At 43.7% G+C, this 16,491-nt stretch carries 12 protein-coding genes and 1 pseudogene; 1 reads left to right on the top strand and 12 read right to left on the bottom strand.

Features of this window, described 5'->3' with window-relative positions; all coding sequences use genetic code 11:
- Positions 1 to 385: 385 nt before the first annotated feature.
- The 8 genes and pseudogenes from ABHC48_RS02470 to ABHC48_RS02435 all read right to left on the bottom strand — a co-directional run.
- Positions 386 to 1,378 (bottom strand): ABC transporter permease, encoded by a 993-nt coding sequence (locus ABHC48_RS02470; RefSeq protein WP_148461206.1) that lies wholly within the window; start codon positions 1,376 to 1,378, stop codon positions 386 to 388.
- Positions 1,379 to 2,476 (bottom strand): ABC transporter permease, encoded by a 1,098-nt coding sequence (locus ABHC48_RS02465; protein WP_173773155.1) that lies wholly within the window; start codon positions 2,474 to 2,476, stop codon positions 1,379 to 1,381. It abuts the gene before it with no gap.
- Positions 2,477 to 4,009: an ABC transporter ATP-binding protein gene (locus ABHC48_RS02460; RefSeq protein WP_195699937.1), complete on the bottom strand. Its 1,533-nt coding sequence runs from the start codon at positions 4,007 to 4,009 to the stop codon at positions 2,477 to 2,479.
- A 250-nt stretch (positions 4,010 to 4,259) separates the two neighbouring features.
- A complete protein-coding gene (locus ABHC48_RS02455; protein WP_178733702.1) occupies positions 4,260 to 5,564 on the bottom strand; it encodes a BMP family ABC transporter substrate-binding protein in 1,305 nt (434 codons plus the stop codon).
- A 178-nt stretch (positions 5,565 to 5,742) separates the two neighbouring features.
- Positions 5,743 to 6,726, bottom strand: a complete 984-nt coding sequence (locus ABHC48_RS02450; protein WP_173773157.1) for an AraC family transcriptional regulator — start codon at positions 6,724 to 6,726, stop codon at positions 5,743 to 5,745.
- Between the two features lie 107 nt (positions 6,727 to 6,833).
- The gene (locus ABHC48_RS02445) at positions 6,834 to 8,858 is read right to left on the bottom strand and encodes a beta-galactosidase (protein WP_195379225.1); all 2,025 of its coding nucleotides are present in this window, start codon (positions 8,856 to 8,858) and stop codon (positions 6,834 to 6,836) included.
- Between the two features lie 75 nt (positions 8,859 to 8,933).
- Entirely contained in the window at positions 8,934 to 12,059 is a 3,126-nt protein-coding gene (locus ABHC48_RS02440; RefSeq protein WP_347505132.1) for a glycoside hydrolase family 2 TIM barrel-domain containing protein, read from the bottom strand.
- A pseudogene (locus tag ABHC48_RS02435) lies at positions 12,046 to 12,243 on the bottom strand (DUF6783 domain-containing protein); the annotation flags it as partial. The gene ABHC48_RS02440 and the pseudogene ABHC48_RS02435, both read right to left, overlap by 14 nt.
- Here ABHC48_RS02435 and ABHC48_RS02430 point away from each other — a divergent pair.
- A complete protein-coding gene (locus tag ABHC48_RS02430; RefSeq protein WP_319017151.1) occupies positions 12,160 to 12,333 on the top strand; it encodes a DUF6783 domain-containing protein in 174 nt (57 codons plus the stop codon). The pseudogene ABHC48_RS02435 and the gene ABHC48_RS02430 sit on opposite strands and share 84 nt — an antisense overlap.
- 119 nt (positions 12,334 to 12,452) lie before the next feature.
- Here ABHC48_RS02430 and ABHC48_RS02425 read toward each other — a convergent pair whose 3' ends face one another.
- The 4 genes from ABHC48_RS02425 to ABHC48_RS02410 all read right to left on the bottom strand — a co-directional run bounded on the left by ABHC48_RS02425 (position 12,453) and on the right by ABHC48_RS02410 (position 16,490).
- Positions 12,453 to 13,280: a carbohydrate ABC transporter permease gene (locus tag ABHC48_RS02425; RefSeq protein ID WP_173717083.1), complete on the bottom strand. Its 828-nt coding sequence runs from the start codon at positions 13,278 to 13,280 to the stop codon at positions 12,453 to 12,455.
- Positions 13,273 to 14,172, bottom strand: coding sequence for a sugar ABC transporter permease (locus ABHC48_RS02420; protein ID WP_148461199.1), 900 nt, complete (start codon positions 14,170 to 14,172; stop codon positions 13,273 to 13,275). The genes ABHC48_RS02425 and ABHC48_RS02420 overlap by 8 nt, the downstream gene beginning before the upstream one ends.
- Positions 14,173 to 14,403: 231 nt before the next feature.
- Positions 14,404 to 15,690 (bottom strand): extracellular solute-binding protein, encoded by a 1,287-nt coding sequence (locus ABHC48_RS02415; RefSeq protein ID WP_148461198.1) that lies wholly within the window; start codon positions 15,688 to 15,690, stop codon positions 14,404 to 14,406.
- 287 nt (positions 15,691 to 15,977) lie between these two features.
- Positions 15,978 to 16,490: a hypothetical protein gene (locus tag ABHC48_RS02410; RefSeq protein WP_148461197.1), complete on the bottom strand. Its 513-nt coding sequence runs from the start codon at positions 16,488 to 16,490 to the stop codon at positions 15,978 to 15,980.
- Position 16,491: the final 1 nt, after the last annotated feature.

The following is a 16,491-nucleotide window of genomic DNA, read 5'->3' as shown; positions in this document are numbered from 1 at the left end:
ATTCCTTTCTGATAACTGTAAAGGTATGAACCAGCTATCCATTCTATATTTCGCATGTCATTTAATAATAATATAACATTTTCGAAATATTTTGTAAACTTTCTTTTCCTATGGACACTTATTTTGTTACTGTTCACTTCGTTCACAGTAACGCGCTTCGCGATGCACAGAAATCATGCAAAGCATGATTTCGCGCCGCAATTCTCGGTTTTTCTGTGAACTTTGTTCACAAAAAACACCTCGCGGAACGCTACCAGTGAACAGTAACCTTTTTTTCGCAATTCGTATTACCGTTTGAAGGATAAAAAAATCCTCTGCTTATGTTGCACTATACAGCATAAGCAGAGAATTCTGAAATTTCAATATTATATCAAACCAATCCCTGTTATCTTTCCTCTCGGAAGTAGGAAAGTCCAAGACTCTCCGGAGGCTGATTTTCTTTCTTCTTTCGGAAGCTTACTACAACCAGCACGATAATCGTAACCACATAAGGAACCATCTGGATCAGGTCTGTGACATAGCTTGCAACCTTGATTCCAAGAATACTTGGAAGGAACTGATACAACCAGTAGAGCATACCAAAAAGATAAGCGCCCCAGATACAGTTCAGAGGTTTCCATGTGGTAAATATAACCAGTGCAACAGCCAGCCAGCCAAGAGCTTCTATCTGTCCCGTTGTCGCCCAGATGCCCTGATTATAATCCAGAACGTAATATAAGCCGCCGATTCCGGAAAGGCCGGCACCAATACAGGTTGCCAGATATTTATATTTGGTTACATTGATTCCGGCTGCGTCTGCAGTTCCCGGATTTTCGCCTACAGCCCGAAGATTCAGACCTACTCTTGTTTTGTTCAGCACATAATGCAGAACAACAGCAATGATGATTGCCGCATACACCAGAAAACCATAGGCAAAAACAGTTTTACTTACAATTCCCAGCTTACTGGACAGGAATGGAATCTTCTTTGAAAAAGAAGCGTATGCCAGCGGAGCTGCAGTGTAGCTTGCACCATTTAAAATAAATACACCAAAGAAATTGGCAACACCCATACCGAATGTGGTAAGTGCAAGACCGGTTACATTCTGGTTTGCACGAAGGGTAATGGTAAGGAAGCTGAAAATCAGCCCTCCCAGCATGGAGGCTGCAATTGCTGCCACAAGCGCCAGGATCACGCATATCCAACCCTTTGGATCTGCTGAATTTTTCTCGTAAAAATAGGAGCTGGCGAAGCCAGCAAAGCCGCCAAGATACATAATTCCCGGAACACCAAGATTCAGGTTTCCTGATTTCTCAGTGGTGATTTCACCCATAGAACCAAACATGATAATTGTTCCAAATGGAATTGCCCTGATGATCCACGCAATCAGATTACTCATTTAGTGCACCTCCTTTTTGGAACCACGGAAAATCATTTTATAGTTGATAAAGAATTCACTTCCAAGGATAAAGAACAAGATCACACCTTCAATAATACTTGCTGCATAATCGTTCAGGCTGTATGCAGAAGCAATCTCTGCTGCACCTTTGGAAAGGAAGATCAGCAGGAAGGAGATCAGAGCCATATAGAACGTATTAAACTTTGCAAGCCATGCTACGATAATGGCAGTAAATCCGTTTCCACCTGCAGATGTGGTGGAAATGGTCTGGTCTCTTCCTGCTACGATCAGGAAACCAACCAGACCGCAGATAGCACCGGAAATGATCATGGTACGGATGGTTACCCATTTAACATTAATTCCGGCATATCTTGCTGTGTTCTCAGATTCTCCGACAACGGTGATCTCATATCCCTGTTTGGAATATTTCAAATAGAAGAACATGACAAACATCAGGATCACAACAATCAGAATGTTAATATTATATCTCTGTCCTAAAAACTGCGGAAACCATCCAACCTGTGTAGACATGTTCAGTTTACCAAGGCTGGAGGCTTTTCCACGAAGAATATTAGTCATGCATGCCACAATGCTGGTTGCCACATAGTTCATCATCAGAGTAAACAGTGTTTCGTTTGTGTTCCAGTATGCCTTAAACACAGCCGGGATAAAGCCCCACAGACCGCCTGCGATCACGCTGGTAAGGAACATTACCAAGAAAAGCACCGGTGTAGGAAGGCTGGCTCCGCATTTTACCATAACCATGGCAGTGGCAAGACCACCCACCAATACCTGTCCCTCTGCACCAATGTTCCAGAAATGCATTTTAAACGCAGGGGCAAGAGCAATACCAATGCAGAGCAGGGTTACCAGATCTCGCATTGCCCAGGAAAAACGAATACTTGTCATAAAGGTACCGTTAAACATAACTACATATACGGATAACGGATTCAGTCCGGTTACGCTGTAAATGAAAATTGCATCTACAACCAGTGCCAGTAAAATGGCAGCTGCACGAACCCATACTTTGTAGCCGAAGCTGCTTTTGTCACGCTTTATAATTCGGACTAAGGGTTCTTTTGTTTTTATTTCACTCATTTATTTCCCCTCCTTCCGAAGATTTGTCATCAGCAGACCAACTTCTTCTTTTGTGGTGGTTCTGGCATCCAGGATACCATTCTCCCTGCCGCCGCAGAGAACCAGAATGCGGTCGCACAAGTCAATGAGCACATCCAGATCCTCACCTACATAAACAACTGCAACGCCCTCTTTTTTCTCCTCATTCAGAAGATTGTAGATCGTATAGGAGGTATTGATATCCAGACCACGTACTGCATAGGCAGTCATCAGGACTGTCGGTGCCTCTGCGATTTCACGGCCTACCAGAACCTTCTGTACATTACCGCCAGAAAGGCGGGATACAGGAGTATTTAAGCTTGGGGTAACTACCTCCAGCTCTTTTTTTACCTTTTCTGCCATTTTCTTCGGAGCACGCATATCGGTAATCGGAGATGGACCATTTCCATAACTCTTTAACAGCATATTTCCCGTCATACCCATGGAACCAACAAGTCCCATTCCAAGACGATCCTCTGGAACAAATGCAAGATGCACACCGGCATCCCGAATTTTCTTTGGTGTTTTGCCAACCAGCTGAAGGGGCTGGTCTTCTTTACCTTTTTCATAGAATTCAATGCTGCTGCCCTGGGCTGTAATCTGAAGTCCTGCAATGGCTTCCAGAAGCTCCTTTTGTCCATTTCCTGAAATTCCCGCTATACCAAGGACTTCTCCGCCGAAAACATCGAAGCTTACATCGTCCAGCACCTTGATTTCCTCACGGTTATAAACAGTCAGATGGGAAACTGAAAGGCGTTTCACAGGATTTACAGGCGCAGAGCGGGCAATATTCAGTTCTACCTTCTTGCCAACCATCATCTCTGTAAGGGAATTTTCTGTAGCTTCACTGGTCTCTACTGTGCCTATGTACTCCCCTTTTCGAAGGATTGCCACGCGGTCAGAAATCTCCAGAACTTCGTGAAGCTTGTGGGTAATGATAATAACGGATTTGTTATCTGCTTTCATGTTTCGGATTACTTCAAAAAGTCTTGCCGTTTCCTGAGGAGTCAGAACTGCCGTAGGCTCATCCAGAATCAGGATGTTTGCTCCTCTGTAGAGAACTTTTACAATTTCCAGAGTCTGTTTCTGAGATACACTCATCTCATAAACCTTCTGGTCTAAATCCAGGTCAAAGTGATATTTATCGCAGATAGCCTTGGCTTTTTTCTTAACCTCTTTCAGGTCAAATTTCTGCCTCTTGTCAAGACCAAGGGCGATATTCTCCGTAGCACTGAATACATCGATCAGCTTAAAATGCTGATGGATCATACCGATTCCCAGATCGTAGGCATCTTTCGGAGAGCGAATCTCCACTTTCCTGCCGTCTATCATGATCTCGCCGGAATCTGGAAAATAAATACCGGAGATCATATTCATAAGAGTGGTCTTGCCACTTCCATTTTCTCCCAGAAGGGAGAGAATCTCACCTTTTTTTACGTCAAGGTTGACATTTTTGTTGGCAACAACTTTTCCAAATGTTTTGGTAACATTTTTTAATTGAATGGCATATTCCAAAGTGTTGTGCCTCCCTTCCCGTTTTATAATCAAGGCAAAACAAGCTCTTCTGGTTTTGCCTATCTTTGAAGCGTTCGCCAAAATCCCACATCCGCGTGGATTTTAACTTTCCCGCTTACGAAACAAAAGGGAAGCCTTTTTACAGCTCCCCTTTTGGATTTCATGTAATTCGATAACTGTTCAGGTTTCTTCCCAGCTACCTGCTCCGCGATGCACAGAAATCATGCTTCGCAGGATTTCGCATTACTGCTTATTCAACAGCGTCTGCGTCCTCTGTGATTCCATCAATACGAAGTGTAAAGTATGGAGCGCTTCTGAATGTGGACTCTGCAAAGTGTCCATCCTCGATAGCCTCAACAGTCTCGCCCTGATATACAACAGTTGCAGGATCAGTTGTGTAATCCATGAAGGAAAGGTCAACCGGTGCAGAAGTAACTTCCTCGCCGCCTACAGTAAATGTAGAGGTATCAAACACCTGAAGAGAACCGTCTTTCAGTTTGCCCTCGATGTCAGCAACGTAATCTGCAGTTCCTTCTGCACAGGACTCACCAAGTTCTGTGATTCCTACTGCATCGTCATTATATCCTGCGGACCAGTCCTGCTCAAGGTCACCACCGCCCATTACGGTTGCAATTGCATGTTTGTAGTATACTGCCCAGTTATTGGTAGCAGAGGTAAGTGCTGCTGTAGGAGCAGTCTCAAGCATATCAATATTGTAGCCTACAGAGTAGCAGATCTTGCCATCATCGTGAAGCTTCTGTGTAGCTGCAGGAGCACCTGTAGAGTCTGCATGCTGTCCGATGATCACACAGCCGTTTGCAATAAGTGCCTCAGCTGCTGCACCCTCTTTGTCAATATCGAACCAGGAGTTTGTGTACTTAACTTCCATTACAGCGTTCGGAACAACGCTCTTAATACCAAGGTAGAATGCAGTATAACCAGAAACAACCTCAGCGTAGCTGAATGCTCCAACATAGCCAACCTTTACATTACCGTCTGCATCAAAGCTGTCTGGCTGTGTCTCTGTAGTAAGAGTACCATCCTCAAGAATCTCTTTCAGCTTCAGACCAGCTACAACACCGGATACATAGCGGGATTCATAGATGTTGGTGAATGCATTCTTGAAATTCTCGCATCCGCTGATTGCTGCAAAATCACCTGTCATTGAAACGAATGTTACATCCGGGTATTCCTGAGCAGCCTGTACCAGATAAGTCTGATGTCCATAGCTGTTACCGATTACCAGGGAGCATCCCTGTCCAACAAGGTCGATTGCTGCATCGTAGCAGCTGGAGTCTTCCGGAACTTTGTATTTCCAGATGATCTGGCTGTCGTCAAGGCCCAGCTCTTTAGCTGCTTCCTTAACACCGGCGATATGAGCTGCAGAATATCCTTCTGTCTCATCACCTACAAGAATAACTCCCATCTTGAAGTTCGGATCAGCTTCAACGCTGTCCTCGTCAGCGGCATAAACAACAGAAGCGAAGGCGGTCATTGTAAGCACCATCACTGCTGCAAGAAGAAGGCTGACTACTTTTCTACACATTTTTTTCATTTTACTTCCTCCTTGATATTTTTATTTGCCTGAGACTTTCCCCCTCTATGTAAGAAAAATCTTAAACGTTACAGTTATTTTATTTTTTTTCTAATTAAATGTCAACCATTTATATATAATTCAAAAAATATTTTTGAACAAATGATAATTTTTTTGTAAAAATATTTTTACGCGTTCTTCATAATCTTACTTTATCATTTTTCTTATTAGCCACGCGGAAAGCTCTTGGCGTTACCCCATATCTTTCCTTGAATACACGGTGAAAATAACTGTTGTTCTCATATCCCACTGCTGCAATGATATCGCTGATGGGAAGGTCTGTATCACACATCAGTTCCACAGCCTTGCTAAGACGTTTCCGCTGAAGCAGCTCCTTAAAATTAAAGCCTGTTGTTTTTTTTATCATTTTGCTTAATACATGCATGGGAAGGTGAAGCATATCGCATAGCTCAGTCAAGGTGGCCGTGCGGTATTTCTGCTCAATATAATCCAGAGTCGTCATGGATATCATGTTCTCGTACTGATTTGGAAGGCGCATTTCCACATACTGTACAGAGTCCATAAGGTAAAGAAAAATAAGTCCCATGGTAGTCTGATTGATTTTATTCTGGTTGCCCCTTCCTGTTACAAGGGAATAAATAATATTTTCCAGAAGATTCTGGATCTGCAGCACCTCAGATACCTTAAAATGAAGATATTCTCCCTGCTGGTTATCCCGGCGCAGTACATTCACCAGAAAATCTGCCAGAACATTATTATTTCCTGCCATTGAATATGCCACATCAAAAAACTCCGGCAATACCATAAAATTTATGGCAATGTCACTCCTGCCAGCTGCAAGAATCTCATGATGGGTAAACTGATTCAGAAAAAGCAGTTCCCCTTTTCGCACAATAACCTGTTTGCCATCTATAATATTCGTAAGAGTTCCCTCGCATACGTAGAGTACTTCCACATAATTATGGCGGTGAAGGGGAAAATGAACAAACCTGGTATGGGTGCGGATTGCGATCAGCTTTCCTTCCTCCAGCATCTTATTGCTGTCAATGGTAAAATCGCTTCCAGACGTGTAAAGATCCCTGTCCACTTCTGCGTCTCCGTTCAGGATCCTTCTCTCTTCTTCTGTAATTTCACGAAGCTGCTCCAAGAGTTCTCTCTGCACTGCACATACCTCCTGCTGCATGATTTCTGTTTTTCTAATTATATACACAAAAAGAAGTTAGTGTCAAAACCTCTTTTCACACTAACTTCTTCCGCTATTTTTAATCTCTATTTTTTCTTTTTCAGGACCCTGGTTGCCAGCGGCTGCATAATCTCATCCGCTGCGCCGTAGATCACTTCATATTCTGCTGGAACCGGAACTGCCTTGGTTTCTCTTGCATAGTTCTGGATAAACAGATATTCATTTTCCTGATTTTCACGTAAGGTGACAGAAACCTCTGCCGGTACGAATCCCAGCGGTGCCTGAATGCCAGCTTCCTTTGCTGCCTTTCCGTAGAAATCACTGTAGAAAGCCTGTTCCATATCTGCGCCAACGTAATATACGTGACCTTTTCCATATGCTTTATGTGTCACTACAGGAGCTCCCGCATAGAAGTCATCGCCATAGCGCATAAGCACTTCTGCGTCAGAAACCTTTACCAGCTCACAAAGGTTCTTGCAAGTGTAGGTGCCGCTGATTTCCAGATGATTGCCCGGTTCTGAAATTCCATGGTTCTCTTCCCAGTCATAAAGAGCATCGATCTCCGTAGTACGAAGACCGGCTGCCTCCATAAGCCCGTATGGTGTTCCTCCAAGGAAGCACTTGTCTGTACCATCCACAAGGCCGGTCCAGTAAGTGATCACCAGGGTTCCGCCATTTTCTGCATATGCTCTTAATCTTTCTTCGTAACCATCTTTGAACATATAAGCCATTGGCGCTGCCACGATCTTATAGCTGGAAAGCTCATGCTCCATAGAGATCACATCCACATTCAGTCCCTGTTCCCGCAGGGCGCGGTACTGCTTCTGTACCGCTTCTGTGTAGAACATGTTCTCATTCCGCGGTCCCTGTGCATCCTGGATTGCCCAGTTATTTTCTCTGTCATAAAGGACTGCTGCCGGAGACTTCATCTGGCTGCCGCAGACTTCCTTCAGTGCCTCCAGAGCCTCTCCAACCTCTGTCACTTCTTTAAACACGCGGGTATCCTCTCCGCCATAGTGGTCGATCACTGCGCCGTGGAATTTTTCAGAAGCCCCCTGGCTCTGATGCAGCTGGAAGTATAAAACGCTGTCGGAGCCGTGAGCTACTGCCTGAAGAGAGGCAGCCAGCATCATTCCCGGCTTTTTCAGCTTATTGATGGGCTTCCAGTTTGTGGCAGATGGGCAGGACTCCATGAGAAGAAATGGCTGATTCTTAATGCTCCTCATCAGATCATGCTGCATACCTGCATCAATGGCAGTGAAAAATTCCTCTTTCTTATGCCAGCTTGGATAGTTGTCCCAGGATACCACATCCAGAACATCGCGGAACTTCTTGTAATCAAGACCGTTGTAATCATACATCAGATTGGCTGTTACCGGCAGTTCAGAACCACCTTCACGGATTGCAGCAACCTCTCCTTTGATGAAATCAATGGTGCGGTCTGTAACGAACCGATTCCAGTCAAGCTTCAAGGCATGAAGCTCGTTCTCCCCCTTTGGGGAAGGGGCTTCAATCTGATCGAAGCTATTGTAAATATGGCTCCAGAATGTGGTGCACCAGCTGGAATTCAGCTTCTCAATGGTTCCATATTTTTCTTTCAGCCATTCCCGGAATTTCTGCTGACAAAGAGGGCAATAGCATTCTCCGCCAAACTCATTGGAAATGTGCCACAGAATCACACCAGGATGACTGCCCAGTCTCTGGGAAAGCAGCTTGTCCATATCGTGAACTTTCTGACGATATACCGGAGATGTATAGCAATGATTATGTCTGCCTCCGAAAAATCTTCTGGTGCGGTCCGGATCCATGCGAAGGACCTCCGGATACTTATCGGCCATCCACTTTGGCCTTGCGCCTGACGGTGTTGCCAGGATCGTGGAAATTCCCTCTTTATATAAGTTGTCAATAATCTCTTCCAGCCAGCCCAGATTGTACTTTCCTTCTTCTGGTTCCAGTACTGCCCAGGAAAAGATTCCTACAGATACTGTATTAATGTGTGCTTTTTTGAAATATTCAATGTCTTTTTTCAGAATGTCCGGGCGGTCAAGCCACTGCTCCGGGTTGTAGTCACCACCATGCAGCATACGGCCATATTCTATTTTTCTTGCCATCTCAATCTCCTTTTTGTTGCCATGATAAGAGTATTTTTGTTACTGACCACGGAGTGAGCAGTAACGTATTTTTTCTCAGATTCCCTTAAATACAAATGAAAACTCCATAGGCTTACTTGTATCCAGCAGATATTCTTCCTGGGTTCTTGCTCCCCAGCTGTCGTCTCCGGCAATTCCCATCTGGCCTTTTGCCACGCGCACTACTGTATAATGAATCTGTGGCAGTTCATATGGATGCATTGCATTTTCCATCTCATGAGGTGTGTATGGCAGGGCAGAGAACATCATCGGGCCGTTTTCTTTATCCATCTCAAAAAGCATTCCTCTGCCTTTTCGGTCTGTGATCTTCGCCCATCTGACCTCTTTCTTGGCACCGCATTCCTGTGGAACCATATATCTTGCCACATTATCCTTTACCATATTGTCGTAGATTCCAAGCTTTGCACCTTTCTTACGGTCTGCATAGGTCTCAGCTTCTCCAAGTCCATACCAGGATACATGGTCATAATCTGCATTAAACTTGAAAATCACACCAAATTCCGGCATATCGCCAAGCTCTTTCACTGGATCATAGAAAAGTGTGGTACGAACTCTTCCATCTCCGAAAACTTCATAAGCAAGTGTACACTCAGACGCCGGAATAGTGGGAAGAAAATAGGTATAGGATACCTTTACTGAATGCTCTTTTTCCTCTACCTTTGGTACATTTCCAGGTCCATATGCCGCTCCGCGGTAATCCTTATGGTTTACATACATGCTGGCAAGCTTCCACTGTCCATATCGCATTGCCATCAGATTTCCACAGTCATTGTCTGTTGGTGCTCGCCAGAAATTAGGCTTCGGAATTGCCTCGATCATTTCTTTTCCCGCATACTTATAGGAAACAAGACCACCGTTCAATACGGAGAAAAGCACCTCAAATTCCGCTCCGCGCACGCCAATATTATGGGTACTGTGAATTACCTCCAGATGCTCTGTGCAAGGTTTCACAGCTGCTTCCACCTGGTAAACATACTGTCCAAAGGCAACCTCATGACCTGCTTTCGCCCATGGCATATCCTCTTTCAAATGGAAAGAAACAGTTACCGTGTACTCACCTGCTTTCTCCTCCTTCTTAAATGGAAGAGCATATTCCATCTGGCTCAAAGGAGCCACTGCTGTATCCAGTACTTCTGTACGAATTACGTTTCCATCCTTCTGAAGAGTTACTCTGCATTCAAATGTGTCCGTATTTACAAACAGATTTTTGTTGATCACATTCACGGAATCAGCACTTACCTGTGCGGTAATATTCTGATAATTAAATTTTACTTCCTGCATCTTCGGAGACGCATCACGATTTCCACCATATGCAATACCATTTCCACTGAAATTATAATCAGTAGGACGCTCGCCAAAATCTCCGCCATATGCCTGGAACTCTTTTCCATAACGGTCTTTTTTGTAAATAGACTGATCAATATAATCCCAGATAAAGCCACCCTGATATTTCGGCTCAGTATCTGTCAGATCTGTATATTTGTGCATAGCACCGCAGGAATTTCCCATAGCGTGGGTGTACTCACAGCAGATAAAAGGCTTGGAATCATCTTTTGCAAGAAACTCTTTAATTGCCTCCACAGATGGATACATCTGGCTTTCCATATCACTGGTTTCATTATATCTGCGGTCGTGGCAGACACCTTCATAATGTACCAGACGGGTAGGGTCTGCATTTCTAAAGAGCTGGGACATTTCAAAAATATCCTTACCACCGAAGGACTCATTTCCACAGGACCAGATCAGGATTGCCGGATGGTTCTTATCTCTCTGATACATGGAATTGGCGCGGTCTAACATCATAGACTGCCATTCCGGCTTATCATGGGGAACCACATAAGTATAGTCCTTCGTAAATTCCGCTGTATCCCAGGAGCCGTGACTTTCCAGGTTGGTCTCATCGATCATGTAAATTCCAAACTCATCACAAAGCTGGTAGATCAGAGAAGCATCCGGATAATGACAGGTGCGGATGGCATTGATGTTATTCTGCTTCATGATGGTCAGATCCTTGCGTAGCTCTGCTTCGGATACACATCTTCCTGTTATGGAACTGAATTCATGACGGTTCACACCTTTAAATACAATTCGTTTTCCATTTAAAGTCATAATTCCGTCTTTCATTTCAAATCGGCGGAAACCGACTTTCTGAGGGATCACTTCTTGAAGAATACCATTCTCATCGAAAACCTCCATGATCAAATCGTAGAGTTGAGGATCTTCTGCACTCCAGAGAATCGGATTCTCCACTGTCCAGCTAAATGTATCAGCAACACCTTTCTGAACGGTTCTGCCAGCAGCTTCAGTGGCTGCATCTTTTCCGTTCCGGTCACTTCCTGTACTTGCTGCATTTTCGCCTAAGCTCTTATTTTCCTCCAATATGGTCTGTCCATTTTTTGACAGAGCAATATGCACATTTCCCTTTCCCCAGGTGCTGGTCTTGACTTCAAACCGGGCTTTGTTAAGGCTCTCATCCGGGATTGCGCGGATCTGGAGATCATACACATGCACATCCGGTACTGTATAAAGATAAACCTCCCGGTAAATTCCGGAGAAACGATAGAAATCCTGATCCTCGCACCAGCTGCTGGCTGTCCACTTGAACACCTGAGCTGCCAGCTTATTTTCCCCTTCTTTCACATAATCGGTGAGTTCAAATTCTGACGGGGTAAAAGAATCTTCACTATATCCTACAAACTGGCCATTCAGCCAGAGAGCGATTCCACTTTCTGCACCCTGGAAGGAAATAAAAAGACGTTTTCCTTTCATCTGTTCCGGCACTGTGAAATATTTCACATAGCTTGCCACAGGATTGAAATGCTCCGGAATCTCCCCTGGGTGAATATCCTCGTGTCCTTCCCATGGATACTGCACATTGGCATACTGAGGTGCATCGTAGCCCTCCATCTGGATATGGGCCGGCACACGGATGTCATCCCAGTCTTTGCAGGAATAATCTTCTCTCTCGAAGCCTTTTATGGTATTTCCGTAATTGCGGGCATAATGGAATTTCCAGATTCCATTTAAGCTGTGGCGGTAAGAAGTCTCACCTGCGGAAGCCTCTTCCACGTTTGCATAAGTGATATGATCGGAGTGAGCCTCCATTCTTCCGTCTTTAAAATATTCGGGATTCTTAACTAATGAATAATCAAATTCCTTCATATGTAGTCCTTTCTCGATACTGTTCACTGGTAACAACAGTAACCCTCTCTCTATAAACGTTGCGGGCAATATTTTCCAGATGCCCTGCACTAGAGCGTGTTTGAAAAATCATTCCCGCAATCTGCACGCCCCACTTTGCGGGAGATTTCACCCGAATTCGGTTGCCGTAGCCCGCTACGGTGCCCTCATTCGAGCGAAATCCCCCACAAATTGTGACGCACATCTTGCAGAAAGCCTTTTTCAAACACGTTCTAGTTTTATTATAGTAATATAAACTTTCTATTTCCATGGATTTTTTACAGAACAATATATAAAAATCGTCCATAGATTGCGTATCCATGTTCAGAAAAAAGGGCGCCGCAAATAAATCGCAGCACCCTTAGATTTTCAAACTTATTTCACCGCACCGGTGATACCTTCTGCAAACTGCTTCTGCAGAACGAAGAATACAACCATGGTCGGAATGGAACAGAATAATACGCCGCACATCAGCATACCGTAATCGGTTACATAGCCTGTGATCAGGTTGGCGATCAGCATTGGCATTGTGATGGCTTTGTTATCTGTCATGATTACCTTCGGCCACAGGTATGCATTCCAGGCATTCATAAAGGTAATAACAGCGGCTGCCGCGTAGGTGGATTTCATGGTTGGAATAAACATCTGGAAAAAGATTCTCACTTCGCTTAAGCCGTCAATTCGTGCTGCTTCGATAATATCTACTGGAAAAGCTCTTGCATTCTGTCGGAACATCATGATCATAAACGGTGTGGAAATGATCGGAAGGATAAATCCGATGGATGTATTCAGAAGCTTCGCTTTTGAGAACATCTTAAACAACGGAACCATAGTAGCAACCTGAGGAACCATCATGGCAAGAAGGAGAATAGAAAACAATCTGTCTTTTCCTTTGTCATGATATACTTCGAATCCGTATCCGGCGATAGAACAGATCAGAAGACAGATCACTGTAGTCAAGATTGCATAGAAGAAAGAATTTCCAAGTGCTCTCCAAAGTGGCTGCTGGGATGTCAGGTTCTTAAAGTTCTCCATGAAATAGCTTCCCGGAATAATACGTCCGCGTGATACATCCGTGGAGGTATTTGTAGCTGCTGAAATCATCCAGTACAGCGGGAAAACGGAGAAAAATGATACAATGATCAGAAAAATGTATGTAGGAATCAATCTTCTCTGGATTGCAGATTTGTTTTTCTTAGTCACGAGTATCACCTACTTTCAAGTTGATAAATGCCAGAACTGCTACCATAATAAAGATAATAAAGGACATTGCTGCTGCATATCCGAAGTTCGGCACGTTGACAAAACAGGTATTGTAAACATAATGTGACATTGTGATGGTTGAGTTTGCAGGACCACCCTTTGTCAGGTTCATGGACTCATCAAACAGCTGTAAGGTACCGTTGATGGACATGATGAAGGTCATGATAATAGTCGGCTTCAGAAGCGGTACTGTGATCTTCCAGAAGGTTTTCCATCCGTTTGCACCATCGATCTTCGCTGCCTCATAAACAGAATATTCGATGTTCTGAAGTCCTGCCAAATAGAATACCATATTGTATCCGGTCCATCTCCAAATCAGGGCGATGATAATAACAATCTTCGCACTGGTGGAGTTTCCAAGGAAATTATATCCTGTGGAGAGAATTCCCAGTTTCATCAGTACACTGTTGACCAGACCGTCTGTTGCAAACATGGAACGGAAGATCAAGGAATAGGAAACCAGGGAAGTTGCACATGGAAGAAATACACATGTACGGAAAAAGCCTTTGAACTTCAGGTCTTTGTTGTTCAGAAGCTGTGCAAGCAGAATCGCAAGAATCAGCATGATCGGAACCTGAATGATCAGATACAGGAATGTGTTGCCAATGGACTGCTGGAACACTTTATCTGCAAGGATTCGTTTGTAGTTACTGAAGATTGGATCTGCAAAACGCATATTTGCGCCGGCACCTGTCTGCAGGGAAATGATAAATGCCCGGATCATTGGATAAAAGCTCATGATGGCGATCATGATAGAAGCTGGTGCCAGGAATATCCATCCGGCAGCTTTCTGCTTCGTAGCCAGTGTCATACCTTTTTTCTTGGAATTCACAGGAACTCCTCCTTTCAAGCCTATATATACTGCAACTTTTCCATCTAACAGCTGTACCAGTGAGCAAAATATTTTTATGTGACTTTCTTTTGCTCAGCCGTACAACTGTTAGATAGGCGCCTGTATGGAGTAACAGGCATTTTCTTTGAACAGAAAACGGAGGACTACTTAGCAGTCCCCCGCCTCCTAATAATTAATTCCTATTTAATTTTAATCACTGCCCGGAAAGGATTACTCAGTCATCTTGAATGCCAGTGTATCCTGTGCTTCCTGAAGAGCGTCTTCCTTAGCTGTTCCGTTTACGATATTAACAACAGCTGTGTTTACGCACTCTCTTGCCTCATAGTGATATGGAGTCTTTGTGAACTCCGGAATATGAGAAGAGTACTCTACGATTGTTGAGAAAATCGGCTGTCCGCCAAAGAACTCGTTTGGCTCATTGTAAACATCAGACTCACCAGCTGGCAGATAGCAGGAAATAGCACCTGTCTCAGAAAGGATTGCATCATAGAAGTCTGTGCTGGAGCCAAATGTGCTTGCAAGGAAGTCCTCAGCAAGCTCTACATTCTTGCAGTTAGAGGTAATATACCAGGAAGATCCACCGTTGTTTGCATAGTTTGTAGCTGTGTCAACACCGTCAACCTTAGGCATTGTGGTGATTCCCCATAAGCCTTTCTGATCTTCTGTGGACATCAGAGTAGCTGTGATCCAGTTACCATTTACAATACCAGCAGCCTCACCGCTTGTGATGGTTGCAATGTACTCATCCCAGTTGTTTACAAGTTTCACAACGTCGTTCTGAACCAGCTCTGTGTAAAGGTCGATACATTTCTCAGCTGTCTCATTGCCAACGATATAAGCTTCGCCGTCTTCGTTAACGAAGTTCGCACCACAGGACTGGATCATCATCATAAGGGTATCGCCGCCTGTTGCTTCGCTTGTAAGAAGGTATTTGCCGGTCTTCTCGTGAATATCTTTACCGATCTCTTCGAATTTGGACCATGTGATATCTGTAAGGTCATCCAGTGTATATCCTGCTTCTTCAAGGATATCTGTACGGTAGCAGGCGATAACAGCACCGTTATCAAACGGAACACCGTAATGTGTATCATCTACCATAGAATAGGACTGTTTCAGAGCTCCGAAATCATCCCAGTTAACATTCATATCTTTCAGGTCTGTGAAAGCATCTGGATAAGCTTTCAGGAATTTCTGATAGCTGTTATCCTGCATGAGAACGATATCCGGAAGTGTGCTGTAGTCACCAGCGTTAGCTGCTGTAGTAAGCTTGGTCTGGCAGTCATCAGAAGATGTCTCGATGATATCTACTGAAAAGCCTTCATGATCAGCTGCATACTGATCAGCTGCGATCTGCATGGACTTGATATTGAAGTTCTGGTCCCATGCCCATACGGTTAATGTGTTGTCGTTGTCCTCTGCAGATACAACTGTTGCTCCTGCTGCCATGGAAGCTACCATTGCACCTGTAAGTAATACGGTAAGTACTTTTTTCTTCATAGAAATATCCTCCCTTAAAATTGTTTCTCTGTATTTCTTATGAATGTATTATACCATCCGCATATAGGGTGATGTATGCAATACCGCTCATATAATGTGCATTTTCGACCATTATGCTTATTTTTTTCTTTTTCATGTTTCATTCATTTTTTCACAATTTTTCGTCATGTTTACGAAGCATGTGGTTTTTTTTCACTAATGTACACATGTATTATTTGATTTTCTGTACTTTTTCACAAATTTTATATGTATATTTTGTGAACTATTCACATTCTTTTATTTTATTTCTATGCAAAAAAGACTTTCTGAGGATACCTGGTTTTCAGGGTATGGAGCATCTCTTCCGTAAGGTCCAGAAGTAATTTGATCTTACGTCCGTCTTCCTTAATGATCATTGTGTAATAGGGAGTATCTTCTTCATAGGAAGTATAATCGTACTTCTTTAAGTGCTCTGTTCCACCGTTCTTTTTGTATTTTGCCACTGAGCCATGCCAGTGAGGGGCTACCACCTCCAGCTGCCGGAGATCCAGCTCATGGGCTGTCTTACGGTACTTGTTTCCATAAATCACATCTATGGTAAGCTGTTCATTTTCCATTATGTATTCATAATCCCGCTGGCAAAAGGTCCCGTAAATAAAATAAAGACCTGCCAGGCAAAAACCAGCCAGCATAAAGGCCTGGGATATGGTAATTCCCATAACAACAAACACTACGGCAAAAAATACCATGGTCTTTTTTAATACTCCGGAAAGCCTCTTTTTCTTTCTGGTCACCTGTTCTACTATTTTGTAATCGTACATT

Source organism: Ruminococcus sp. 1001136sp1, assembly GCF_039841815.1.
In the GTDB taxonomy this organism is placed as follows: domain Bacteria; phylum Bacillota; class Clostridia; order Lachnospirales; family Lachnospiraceae; genus Blautia_A; species Blautia_A faecis.
This window is presented reverse-complemented; position numbering and strand designations above follow the sequence as displayed.

Excerpts from the sequence above, each read along its gene's own strand:
- ABHC48_RS02415 (WP_148461198.1), bottom strand. The coding sequence starts at position 15,690 with ATGAAGAAAAAAGTACTTACCGTATTACTTACAGGTGCAATGGTAGCT.
- ABHC48_RS02445 (WP_195379225.1), bottom strand. The coding sequence starts at position 8,858 with ATGGCAAGAAAAATAGAATATGGCCGTATGCTGCATGGTGGTGACTAC.
- ABHC48_RS02470 (WP_148461206.1), bottom strand. The coding sequence starts at position 1,378 with ATGAGTAATCTGATTGCGTGGATCATCAGGGCAATTCCATTTGGAACA.
- ABHC48_RS02440 (WP_347505132.1), bottom strand. The coding sequence starts at position 12,059 with ATGAAGGAATTTGATTATTCATTAGTTAAGAATCCCGAATATTTTAAA.
- ABHC48_RS02455 (WP_178733702.1), bottom strand. The coding sequence starts at position 5,564 with ATGAAAAAAATGTGTAGAAAAGTAGTCAGCCTTCTTCTTGCAGCAGTG.
- ABHC48_RS02465 (WP_173773155.1), bottom strand. The coding sequence starts at position 2,476 with ATGAGTGAAATAAAAACAAAAGAACCCTTAGTCCGAATTATAAAGCGT.
- ABHC48_RS02410 (WP_148461197.1), bottom strand. The coding sequence starts at position 16,490 with ATGTACGATTACAAAATAGTAGAACAGGTGACCAGAAAGAAAAAGAGG.